Here is an 11,418-nt window from a genome sequence, read left to right on the forward strand (position 1 = left end):
CAACGCCGACATTGTCCGCGTGATCATGAACCAGCAAATGGGGGGTGCTCACTTTGTCCTCCAATCAGGATAGTATGGATTTTGCCGCTGTCCGGTGGACAGGTCTTATATAAGATATAAGATAGGACGGGACAGGAATGTCAACCGGGGGAAAGCATGGAAAAGGAAATTGCAGTGGCCGATGAGGCCGAAAAGCGGGCTCCCGAGGCCATCGGTTTCAAGCCGCTCTATGCCCAGGTTCGCGAGCGGCTGATGCGCCGCCTGGTTGACGGCGAATGGCTGCCCGGCATGCTGCTGCCCAGCGAGATGGAACTCGCGCGCCAGCTCAGCGTCAGCCAGGGCACGGTGCGCAAGGCGCTCGATTCGATGACCGCCGACAATCTGCTTCTGAGGCGCCAGGGCCGCGGCACCTATGTCGCCGAGCCCGAGGAAAGCCGCATCCTGTTCCAGTTCTTCCGGCTTTACCCGGACCGGGGAACGCCGAGCTTTCCCGATTCGCGCGTGCTGAGCACGGGGCACGCCAAGCCGACCCGGACCGAAACCGAAGCGCTTCACCTCGACAGCACCGCCCAGGTGTTCCGCATCGAGCGCATCCGCTCGCTGTCCGGCCAGCCGATCCTGATCGAGACCATCACGCTGCCGGCCGACCGCTATCCGGATTTCGACCACCTGACCATCATCCCGAACAATCTCTACCGGCTCTATTCCGAGCGCTGGGGCATCACCATCGCCAGCGCCGAGGAACGACTCAAGGCGATCTCGGCCAGCTCCCGCGACGCCGTCAAGCTCGGCTGCCACGCCGGCGAACCGCTGCTCTTGATCAGCCGCGTGGCGCGCGATCTCGAGAACCGCCCGGTGGAGCTGAGATGGTCACGCTGCATCACCCGCGAGATCCATTACGCCGTCAATCTGCGCTGAAGCGTCGAGGCGGATCGCCTGCCCGGTCCTGGCCGACCGTTCGGCCGCAAGCCCGATCCGCACCGATTCGAGCCCGTCCTCCAGCGTCACCTCGGGCCGGCCCCCGTCGCGGATCATCTCGAAGAACTTCTGGTGCTGGAAATAGGTCGAGCCGTGGTGGTCGCCGACCGCCAGGATCGCGGCATCGACCGTCATGATCTCCCGCCGCTCCAGCTTGGTGGCCCGCGGCGACAGCACGAATTCGGAATGCCGCTCCCTGCCGTCGGGAGAAAAGCGCGACGGCCCGGGCACCAGCGCCTCGGCCTTGGCGAGATCGCCGGTCACCGCGATCGCCTCCTGCCAGGCGGAGCCTTCCGCGAACATGCACAGGTCCAGCATGGCGCGTACGCCATTGGCGAAATCGAGCACCACATAGGCATTGTCGAGAATGTCGGGCGTGCGGCCGTCATAGAGTTCATCGCGGAAATTGACGTCGGCCCCGCCCGAGGTATAGATCCGCACCGGCTCGGCGCCGGCGATCAGCCGCATCAGGTCGAAGAAATGGCAGCATTTCTCCACCAGCGTGCCGCCGGTCTTTTCCTCGAACCGGTTCCAGTCGCCGACCTTCTTCAGGAACGGAAACCGGTGCTCGCGGATCGAAATCATCCGCACCCGGCCGGTGTCGCCCGCCCGGACCGCCTCGATCAGCCGCGCGACCGGCGGCATGTAGCGGTACTCCATCGCCACCCAGACCTGCGAAGACCGTCCCGCCGCCAGCATGAGGATCTCCTCGCAATCGGCGAGCGTGGTGCAGAGCGGCTTTTCCACCAGCACCGGAAGGTCCGCCGGCAGCACGTCCCTGAGGTTCGGGTGGTGCAGATGGTTGGGCGCGGCGATCACCAGCGCGTCGCACAGGCCCGATTGCAGCAGCGCGTGATGGTCGGTGAAGGCCGCACAATCGCCGGCAAGCGCTGCGGCGCTCGCGCGCATCCCCTCGTCCGGGTCCGAGACCGCGGTCACGCGCGCGCCGTCGACCAGGCCGATAGTGCGGATATGCTCGTGGCCCATCATGCCCGAGCCGATGATGCCGTATCTGATCTCCGTCATGGATCGCGCCTCACAGGTGGATGACCGGCAGGTTGGCTGCCGCCGCGAAGCTCTCAAGGGCTTCAACATGATCGCCATAGGCGAGCGCCAAGTGGTGCTCGAGCCCGCTGTCGAGGACGCGGGCCAGCATCTCGCCCGCCGGCCGCTCGAACCGCACCACGCCCGACGTGCCGGTGAACGCCATCTCGCGCCTGAGCATCTCGCCGCGCGCGAGGATCAGGCTCTCGGCGCCGCGCGCCTGGCTCAGCCGCACGAAGGTGACCGGCCCGGGCCTGAGCGGAAACTCGAACAGCAGCGGCATCTTGCGGTTGGTGTGGATCGTGGCTCGGGGGAGCGCATCGGGATCGGCCATCGACACCGGCGCCTGGCCGCAGTGCCAGACCACGCCGGTGTCGTCGCTCTCGTCGAGATCGACCAGGTCGACCAGGAACACCGGCTCGCCGCTCACCGCCTGCAGCAGGAGCTGCGTCGCCGCCCCATAGACATCGGCCTCGCAGGCGCAGGGCGCCCGCGCCTCGCCCATCATCGAGGCCGGGCCGCAGACGGCGCCGCCATACTCGGTGAAAGTTTCCGGCCAGCAGCGGATGGCGAAGGCGTCGAAGCCGCCCTCGGCCTTCATGCCGTCGAGCGCCAGCTTCAGCCGCAGCGACCGGTCGAGCTCGGCCTGGTCAACCCGGTCGAGACCGGTGAGACTCCCGGCGGTTTCGGCGCGCAGCGCTTCCGCCGCCGCGGCCGGCGCCGCCCGCGCCCTGGCAAACAGCTCGGAAAGCTCGAAACCGGTCACGCTCAGGCCGGTCAGCGCGGCGAGCCTCGCGCTGTCATAGGCGCAGGTGTCGAAGCCGTCGGGATGAACCCCGATGCGGGCGATGGCCTTGCCGCGCAGGCCTTCGAGCAGCGCCCTGCCCGGTTCCGGATCGGCGTCGCTCGGAAGGGCCGCCAGGGGCGAGACCATCGGCGTCTCCCCGAACAGCGCCTCCAGCCCCGGTGCGCCGGGCGCCGCATAGCGCCAGGAAAACAGCCGCCCGCGCAGCCCCAGCGCATGCGAGGCGAGGTTGAGCCCGCAGAAGGCGTTGAGCCGCAACCGCCCGCCGAGCCGCGGCTCGGGCGCCGCCCAGATCGCCAGCGGCTGATCGAAGGCCTCGGCGATGCGGCAGGCCATGGCCGCGTCGGTGAAGGTGACCTGCAGGATCAGGATCCGGTCGGGCTTGCGGGCCGCGATATCCGCCATCGCCGCTTCCGTCGCGACCGCATCCATCAGCAGGGTGTCCGGACCGAACAGCCGATGGCCGCTGGCCTTCAGGTCGGCGAGCATGCCCCGGAGCATCTCTTCGGCGAAGGGCACATCGAAGGTCGGCCGCCCCAGCGGCAGCACGCCGATGCGCAGAGCTTTAGCGGTCATGAGCGTGCCCCCTTACATCGACGGCCAAAACCATTAGATTGACACCATGAACCTGATCCCGAGACGCTGGCCCTTGGCCGTCACCCTTGCAATGGCCATCGTCGCCGTGACCCTGCCGGCAAGAAGCCACGCCACGGAAGCCGCCTGGGCGCGGCTGGCGCAGGGCGGCTACACGATCCTGCTCGGCTATTCGCGCACGCCCGGCGACGGTGAACCACTCCGGCCCGATCTCGGCGATTGCGACACCCGCGAGGCCCTCACCGACCGCGGCATCCAGGCGGCGCGCCGGATCGGCATGCGCTTCGCCGCCCGCGCGGTGTCGATCAACCAGGTCTATTCCGGCGAATTCTGCCGGGCGGTCGAGACCGCCGAACTGGCCTTCGGCAGCAGGGCGGTCGAAACCGTGCCCTATCTCAATTCGATCGTCGGCGGGGCTGACCCGAACGAGATCCCGGCCGAACTGATCAGGGCGGTCGAGGAGTTCGACGGCGCCGGCAACCAGTTGATGATCACCCATCCGGCGCTGATCAGGGCCATCTCCGGCACCACGCCGCGCATCGGCGAAGCCATCATCATCGCCCGCGGCGTCAATCCCGGCGATCCGCCGCGCGTCGTCAACCGGCTGTTGCTCGACTAGGGCTTCCATCAGCCGAAATCCCTGTAGCCGTGGCGAAAACTCTGATCCGCCGGAGAGAATTGCGCGCCGCCGGGCCCGAAGGCCGGATGCCGGTGCCATGGCGTCGCCGCCGCATCGGTCAGCGCATTGAGATCGCGCATATAGTCGACCGACCCCGTCTCGAGCCCCTGCCGCATCGCCGCCCAGTCGGGGTAGAGCCCGAACGGCTCGAGCCAGATCGCCCGGCCGGCGAGATAGCCCGACGCGCCCGCCCGGCAGGCGTGGCTTAGAATGTTGCGGAATTCCGTCTTGCCCGCGCCCGCCGACAGCATCACCCAGGGCCGCCCCGCGAGCCGTCCCATCTCGTCGAATGCCGCCTGCACCTTGGCGTCGCCGCCCTCGGACATGTCCTTGGCCGCCACCGGGCTTTCGAGCTTGAACACGTCGATGCCGAAGTCGGGGCCCGCGAAGTCTGACACCGACTGCAGCACGTGGTCGGTGCGCTTGCCGGTCATCTCGACATAGTCGCTGGTCTGGTGGGCGTCGCCCTTGAGCGGATAGACCAGCAGCTCGAACAGGAAAGGAATGTCATGGCGCGCACAGGCCTCGCCGATGCGTTTTGTGAAATCCTTCTGCTTCTCTCGGACAGGCCCTGCAGCGTCGGGCCGGTACCAGGCCAGCACCTTGACCGCGTCGCCGCCCATGCGCTTGATCTTGGCCACCGACCAGTCGTCGATCTCGCGCGACAGCCGGCCGTCGGCGGTCTCCTCGAACAGCGAATCCTCCAGCGTCACGATCAGGCCCTTGGCCGGCGACAGCTTGCCGATGCCGCGCGGAATGGCGAAATGCGGATCGAGCAGCATCGCCGAGGACTGGTCCTGCAGCGTCTCGATCAGCAGCGTCTTGAAATCGGCCACGGCCTCCCAGGGCGCCTCCGCGGTTCCATGATACCTGGCGATCGGGCCTTTGATCGGCGGCCGCTGGTCGACCGCCGTCATCTTGAACAGGCCCTCCGCATCGGCCATGCGCCGCATGCCCCACAGTTTTCCCGCGCTCAACTGCATGTCCCGGCCTCTTTCATGAAGATCTCGGTCTCGTTCCGTGTCGGATAGCCGGCGCGGCCATTGGTCCGCGTGCACTTGATCGCCGCCACCGCATTGGCGAAACGGATCGCCTCCGTAGGCGTCGCGCCTTCGCCCAGCCGGAGCGCGAAGGCGCCGTGCCAGATGTCGCCCGCGCCCAGCGTGTCGCGCGGCGTGATCTCGTAGGCTGGCTCGAAGCCGGACGCCGCGCCCTGGCGCCAGCGCACGCCGTTTGCGCCGTCGGTTACGCAGACGAAGACGCCGGTCTCGGCCGCGATGTCGGCAAGCGCCCGGCCGAGATCGGCATGGCCGGCCCAGTCGCGCAGCCCTTGCGCCGAAAACGCGACGTGGCTCGCCAGATGCAGCGCGGCTTCCGCCTCGCGGATCGGCGCCTCGGCGTCGAGCACGCCGGGCAGGCCGCGGGCGCGCGCAGCCCGCATCAGCGCTTCCGCGCCATCGGGCCAGCGCGTGTCGGCGAGGCAGGCGTCAAAATCATCGGGCAGCGCGGCCTCGAGCCAGTCCGCCTGCATCGGCAGGGCGTGATCGCGGAAATTGACGATCTGGCGTTCGCCGGCCTGGTCGATGAACACCGAGGAGAAGGAGGATCGCCGTCCCTCGAACCGGCGCACCAGGCTGCAATCGACGCCGTCGGCCTCAAGACCCGCGGCGATCATGTCGGCCACCTGGTCATTGCCGAGCCGGCTTGCGAGCAGTGCCTGGCCGCCGAGCCGGGCGATGGCGGCGGCCGCATTGGCCGCGCCGCCGCCGCCGGTGATCTGCGCGTCGCGCGCCCGGTACTTTTCCGCCAGCCGCGGCATCTCGTCGAGGAAGAAGACGAAATCCACCACGGCGACCCCTGCGGTCACGATCCTTGCCATAGCCCCTCTCATCCCAGGCCGGGTCACGCCGGCGGCTCCTTCCGCCTGAGGCTGACTGTATCAAGTCTTATATAAGACACAAGACTGAAATGCACCGGGCCAAGACCGGAAGGCTGTCCCGCGGACAATTGACTCACGGCCACACGAACCATATATGGATCATATACTCATCTGGTCAGGGAGACACCCATGGGCATCGTGAAAATCGACGACGATCTGCATGAGCAGGCCCGGCGGGCCAGCACCGTCATGTGCCGCTCCATCAACGCCCAGGCCGAGTTCTGGATGAAGGTCGGCATGCTGGCCGAAGCCAATCCGACGCTCAGCTTCAACGACATCGTCAAGCAGCAGTTCGCCGCAGCCCACGTCGATCCCGCGTCCCTGGCGGCAGCCTGACAGCATGGTCAAGAGCCCGGACGACCTGGCGCTGATGCGGATCTCGGGCGCGCTGCTCGCCTCTGTCTTCGAGATGCTGGACGGGCTCGAGCTCGCCGGCCTGTCGACGCTGGAGGTCAACGACCTTGTCGAGCGCTTCATCAGCGTCGACCTCGCCGCCCGTCCGGCCAGCAAGGGGCAGTATGATTTTGAATATGTGCTCAACAGTTCGATCAATCATGTCGTCTGCCACGGCATGCCCGACGGCCAGGAGATCATCCGCGACGGCGACATCGTCAACCTCGACATCACGCTCGAGAAGAACGGCTTCATCGCCGATTCGAGCAAGACCTATATGGTGGGCACGGTCCAGCCCGCCGCGCGGCGGCTGGTGCGGGTGGCCCAGGAGGCGATGTGGAAGGGCATCAGGCAGGTGCGGCCGGGCGCCCATCTGGGCGACATCGGCTTCGCCATCGAACGCCACGCCAGACGCAACGGCTATGCGGTCGTCCGGGACTATTGCGGCCATGGCATCGGGCGCGAGATGCACGAGGAGCCGCAGGTGCCCAATTTCGGCCGGCCCGGGACCGGCGTGAAGCTGCGCCAGGGCATGGTCTTCACCATCGAGCCGATGCTCAACCAGGGCACCCGCAGGGTCGCGACCCTTGAGGACGGCTGGACCGTGGTGACCGGCGACCGGAAGCTGTCGGCCCAGTTCGAGCATACGGTGGCGGTGACCGGAACCGGCGTCGAGGTCCTGACCCTGCGCCGCGACGAGGCGGCGATGCTCGAACGCGCCGCGTAACCGGCGGTGGCCCTCACACGCGGAGACCATCCGGACTTGCCGGGGGCGCACCTCCCAGACAAAACCGCCCGGACGTGGTCCGGGCGGTCTGGTGGGAAAAGCGTAAGGCCGGATACTATTTCATGTCCTGCATCGCACCGCCGTCGATCATCTCGGACGCCTTGGCGGCTTCGGCGACCAGCAGGTCGTAGAAGGTGGTGCCGCCCTGGACATTGGCCTTGAACCAGTCGAAGACCGGCGCCGCGGCTTCCTTGAACTTGGCCTTTTCCTCCATGGTCGGCACGTAGACCGCGCCGCCGACCTCGGCGAAGGCCTTGTAGGCGTCGATCGACTTGCGCTTGGGTGAGGCGAAGGTCGCCTGCTGGAGGGCGGCGAAACCGTCGACGACCACGCGCCGCTGGCCCTCGTCCAGGCCCATGAAGCGGTCATTGTTCATGTACCACAGCGCGCCCATGTAGGAATGGCCGTCGAGCGTGAGATATTTCAGCCCCGCATCGGGGAACTTCATGCCCATGATGTCGGTGATGCCGTTCTGCGTGCCCTCGACCACGCCGGTCTGGAACGAGGTGAACAGTTCCGGCCACGGGATCGGCGTCGGCGAGGCGCCCATCGCCCGCACCAGTTCCTGCGGCAGGTCGGCGACCACGGTGCGGATCTTGAGGCCCTCGAGATCGGCCGGCGAGCGGACTTCGCGCTTGGTGTTGGCGAAGTTGCGCCAGCCGCCGGTGTTGCCGATGGTCATCAGCCGGATCATGCCGCCCGAATCGGCGAGCATCTGTTCCCGCATCGCCCGCACGAAGGTGCCTTCGGTCAGCACGGCTTCCGCGATGCGGTCGTCGCGCAACAGATACGGCAGATCGAGCACTTGCACATAGGAAAAGATCCCCGCCGCACCGCCGGAGGTGGAAATGTAGATGTCGATCGAGCCGTCGGCGATGCCCTGCAGGCATTCCGCTCCGGTCGAGCAAAGCTGGGTGCCGATGAACAGTTCCACGGCGATGGCTCCGTTGGAGGCCTTCTCGACATAGTCCTTGAACACGATGAGGCCGTCATAGTCCTCGTCGTTCTCGTTCGAGTTGGCGGTCGCGCGCAGCGTGATGTCGGCCGCCTGCGCCGCCGTGATCGCCCCGCCCGCCAGCACCGCCAGACCGAGCGCGGCCGCGCCCAGCGTCTTCATTGCCTGTTTCAAGATCATCGTCGAACCTCCCTTTGATGACTGTTTCCCTGTAGTCTTATATAAGACATAAGATTGACGAGCCTCCGGAGCTTGTCAAGCATGGACACGAGCCCTGTAAAGTCCGCATGACACCGGCTCCGCTCATTTCGCGAAGCCGAACAGTTGCGGCATGAACAGCGAGATCTGCGGCACATAGGTGATCAGGAAGATCACCAGGATCTCGACGGCCAGGAACGGCAGGATCGCCCGGGCGATGGTCTCGACCTTCTCGCCCGAGACGCTGGAGGTGACGAACAGCACCAGCCCCATCGGCGGGGTGGCGAGTCCGACGGTCAGGTTGACGCTCATGATGATGGCGAAATGCACCGGATGGACGCCGAGCTCGGTGAAGATCGGCGCGAGAATCGGCGCCAGGATGATGATCGCCGGCCCGGCATCGAGAAACATGCCGACCACGAATAAGAGCAGGTTGATCAGGAACAACAGGATCAGCGGCTCGTCGGTCAGGCCCAGAATGAACGCGGCCATGATCTCGGGTGTATGGCTGAGGCTGACCACGGTCTTGAACGCCATGGCGGCGCCGACCAGCAGCAGCACCACCGATGTCGTCATCGCCGCCTTGGTCAGCACCTTGGGAAGATCGGCCCAGCCCATGGTCTTGAGGATGAACAGCGCCACGACGAAGGCATAGACCGCCGCCACGGCGGAGGCTTCCGTCGGCGTGAAGACGCCGCCGAGGATGCCGCCCAGGATGATCACCGGCGTCATCAGCGGGAAGAACGCCTTGAGGCTGGCCTGGCCCTTTTCGGGCCAGGTGGCGCGGCGCGAGGCGGGCGGGAAATCGTTGCGCCGGGCCAGGACCGCCACCATGATCATCAGGCCGACGCCGACGAGAACCCCCGGCACGATCCCCGCCAGGAACAGCGCGGCCACCGATTCGCCCATCACATAGGCATAGATGATCATGATCCCCGAGGGCGGGATGATCGGCCCGATCACCGAGGAGGCGGCCGTGACGGCGGCGGCGAATTTGCGCGTGTAGCCGTTCTTCTCCATCGCCGGGATCAGCATCGAGCCCAGCGCCGAGACATCCGCGACCGCAGAGCCCGACAGGCCGGCAAACAGCATCGAGGACAGGATGTTGACATGGGCGAGGCCGCCCTTGAGATGGCCGATCAGCGCCTGGCTGAACTCGACGATGCGCAGGGTGATGCCGCCGCGGTTCATCAGTTCCCCGGCCAGCATGAAGAACGGGATCGCCATCAGCGGAAACGAATCCATGCCGGTGTAGACGTTGCGGTACAGAAGCGCGATGTCGCGCTCCTGCCCGTTGAGCCACAAAAGCAGGCCGGGGGCGGCGAGCATGCCGAAGAACACCGGCAAGCCGATCATCAGGAAGACGAGAAACAGCGGCAGGAAGAAAAACAGCATCGCCCCTACTCCACCGCCACCAGGACCCGGTCATGATCCTCGGGCAGTTCCGCCTGCGGATCGATGAGATGGGCGATCGCCTTGAGGCAGAGCTCGATGTTGACGAAGGTCATCAGCAACAGGCCGGCGGGCAGCGACATGTACATCCAGGCGAGCTTGACGCGGACAAGCCCGAGGCCGAGGACATCGAGCGGGACCTTGAGCGAGCTCGAATTGAACAGCCATCCGGACTTCACGTGGTTGAGGCCGAGCTGGAAGCCGTAGACCAGCACCACCAGCGATATCAGCAGCAGAAGCAGCCCCAGCAGCGATCCGAGCCGGAGCGGCAGCATGTCCTTGACCATGTCGATGGCGACAAAGCCGCCCCAGCGATAGGCCGACGGCGCGATCAGCCCGGTCATCCACAGCATCAGAAAGCGCGAGGCCTCGTCGGGCCAGGCCAGCGCATTGTTGAAGACATAGCGGAAGATGACCTGCAGCAGGATGATCAGCACCATCAGCCCCATGGCGATCCAGGCGGCATGGCGTCCGATGCGCAACACAAAGGTATTGAACAGCGCAAGCGGCCTCAACACGATCAGGATCGCGGACATGGTCTTGGTCCTCCCCAGAGCCAACAGCCAAAGCGCCTCGGTAAGTCTTATATAAGACTTGCCCTATGGGCTTCTATTTCGGGGCGTCTGTCAAGACCGGACATGGGGACGCCGTGGGCCGCATCCAGTCGGTCTTCAACTGCGGATGAACACATGCTCGGTGTGCTGGATCCGCGTCTCGCCCGGCCGCAGCACGGCGCCGGCGAAGCCTGGATGATTGGGACTGTCCGGCCAGCTCTGGGTTTCGAGGCAGAAGCCGGCATTGGCGCCATAGGGCCTGCCGGAGAGGCCCGGGACAGACGGCTTGATCTTGAAGCCGGAATAGAACTGCAGCCCCGCCTCGGTGGATCTGAGCTCCATGGCGATGCCCGAGCGCATCGACCGCGCCAGCGCGATGGTGCGCACCGGCTCGCGCCCGTCGGAAATGCAGAAATTGTGGTCGTAGGGCACCTGCTGCCCGTCCGGCCCGTCGCGGCGGATCGGCCGCAATTCGCGGAAATCGAAATCGGTGCCCGCGACAGCCCTGATCTCGCCCGTGGGGATCTGGTCCGCGTCGACGGGGAGATAATGATCGGCGGCGATCATCAACTCGTGGTCGAGGATGGTGTCGGATCCGTCGAGATTGAAATAGCTGTGGTGGGCGATGTTGGCGAGCGTCGGCCGGTCGGTGACGCTGGTATAGGTGATCGCCAGGCAGCCGCCGGGGCGCAGCTCGTAGCGCGCCTCGATCCGCATCGTACCGGGATAGCCCGACTGACCGTCCGGATCGACGATCGAGAAGGTCGCGTGATCGGCGCCATGGCTCTCGAGCGTCCACAGCCGCTTGGCGGTGCCGGCGCTGCCGCCGTGCAGATGGGTGATGCCGCGCTCGTTGCAGTCGAGCTGGTAGGCGACCCCGTCCAGCACGAACCGGCCGCGGGCGATCCGGTTGGCGTGCCGGCCCGGCGTCTGCCCGAAATAGGGCGAATGGGCGGGATAGCTGGCGAAATCGGGAAATCCCAGCGTCAGCGGCGGCTGGTGGCCCTCGAGCCACAGTTCCTGAAGCGTCGCGCCCCAGG

Annotated in this window: 12 protein-coding genes; 4 read left to right on the forward strand and 8 right to left on the reverse strand. The window is 66.4% G+C overall.

The features are described from left to right. The first annotated feature begins 156 nt into the window (after positions 1-156). Positions 157-918, forward strand: a complete 762-nt coding sequence (locus tag LL06_RS23655; RefSeq protein WP_052161868.1) for a GntR family transcriptional regulator — start codon at positions 157-159, stop codon at positions 916-918. Here the strand turns inward: LL06_RS23655 and LL06_RS23660 are convergent. Both LL06_RS23660 and LL06_RS23665 read right to left on the reverse strand, forming a co-directional pair. Further along, positions 871-2,004 carry a Gfo/Idh/MocA family oxidoreductase gene (locus LL06_RS23660; RefSeq protein WP_035532865.1) on the reverse strand — a complete coding sequence of 378 codons (1,134 nt, stop codon included), beginning with the start codon at positions 2,002-2,004 and terminating at the stop codon, positions 871-873. The genes LL06_RS23655 and LL06_RS23660 overlap by 48 nt on opposite strands. A gap of 10 nt (positions 2,005-2,014) precedes the next feature. Beyond that, positions 2,015-3,403, reverse strand: coding sequence for a hypothetical protein (locus LL06_RS23665; RefSeq protein ID WP_035532868.1), 1,389 nt, complete (start codon positions 3,401-3,403; stop codon positions 2,015-2,017). 46 nt (positions 3,404-3,449) lie between these two features. Here LL06_RS23665 and LL06_RS23670 point away from each other — a divergent pair, with 46 nt between their 5' ends. Then, the gene (locus LL06_RS23670; RefSeq protein WP_081964164.1) at positions 3,450-4,040 is read left to right on the forward strand and encodes a histidine phosphatase family protein; all 591 of its coding nucleotides are present in this window, start codon (positions 3,450-3,452) and stop codon (positions 4,038-4,040) included. An 8-nt stretch (positions 4,041-4,048) separates the two neighbouring features. Here LL06_RS23670 and LL06_RS23675 read toward each other — a convergent pair whose 3' ends face one another. Together LL06_RS23675 and LL06_RS23680 are read right to left on the reverse strand one after the other, a co-directional pair. Further along, complete coding sequence (locus tag LL06_RS23675) at positions 4,049-5,083, reverse strand: tagatose 1,6-diphosphate aldolase (protein WP_035532871.1); 1,035 nt, start codon at positions 5,081-5,083, stop codon at positions 4,049-4,051. Beyond that, positions 5,074-5,979: a PfkB family carbohydrate kinase gene (locus tag LL06_RS23680; RefSeq protein WP_035532874.1), complete on the reverse strand. Its 906-nt coding sequence runs from the start codon at positions 5,977-5,979 to the stop codon at positions 5,074-5,076. Before LL06_RS23680 ends, LL06_RS23675 begins: the two co-directional genes overlap by 10 nt. Before the next feature lie 189 nt (positions 5,980-6,168). Here LL06_RS23680 and LL06_RS23685 point away from each other — a divergent pair, with 189 nt between their 5' ends. Both LL06_RS23685 and map read left to right on the forward strand, forming a co-directional pair. After that, entirely contained in the window at positions 6,169-6,375 is a 207-nt protein-coding gene (locus LL06_RS23685) for a ParD-like family protein (RefSeq protein WP_035532876.1), read from the forward strand. Positions 6,376-6,379: 4 nt separating this feature from the next. Further along, positions 6,380-7,159, forward strand: coding sequence for a type I methionyl aminopeptidase (map, locus tag LL06_RS23690; RefSeq protein WP_035532879.1), 780 nt, complete (start codon positions 6,380-6,382; stop codon positions 7,157-7,159). A gap of 115 nt (positions 7,160-7,274) precedes the next feature. Here map and dctP read toward each other — a convergent pair whose 3' ends face one another. From dctP to LL06_RS23710, 4 genes are all read right to left on the reverse strand, one after another. Next, entirely contained in the window at positions 7,275-8,351 is a 1,077-nt protein-coding gene (dctP, locus tag LL06_RS23695; RefSeq protein WP_035532895.1) for a TRAP transporter substrate-binding protein DctP, read from the reverse strand. Positions 8,352-8,477: 126 nt separating this feature from the next. Continuing rightward, positions 8,478-9,767, reverse strand: coding sequence for a TRAP transporter large permease (locus LL06_RS23700; RefSeq protein ID WP_035532882.1), 1,290 nt, complete (start codon positions 9,765-9,767; stop codon positions 8,478-8,480). A 5-nt stretch (positions 9,768-9,772) separates the two neighbouring features. After that, on the reverse strand, positions 9,773-10,360 hold the full coding sequence (locus tag LL06_RS23705; protein WP_035532885.1) for a TRAP transporter small permease subunit: 588 nt from the start codon (positions 10,358-10,360) through the stop codon (positions 9,773-9,775). 135 nt (positions 10,361-10,495) lie between these two features. Continuing rightward, positions 10,496-11,418: aldose epimerase family protein (locus LL06_RS23710; protein ID WP_035532888.1), on the reverse strand; the 923-nt coding region annotated here is incomplete at its 5' end.

This window comes from Hoeflea sp. BAL378, assembly GCF_000759435.1.
Taxonomy (GTDB): domain Bacteria; phylum Pseudomonadota; class Alphaproteobacteria; order Rhizobiales; family Rhizobiaceae; genus Hoeflea.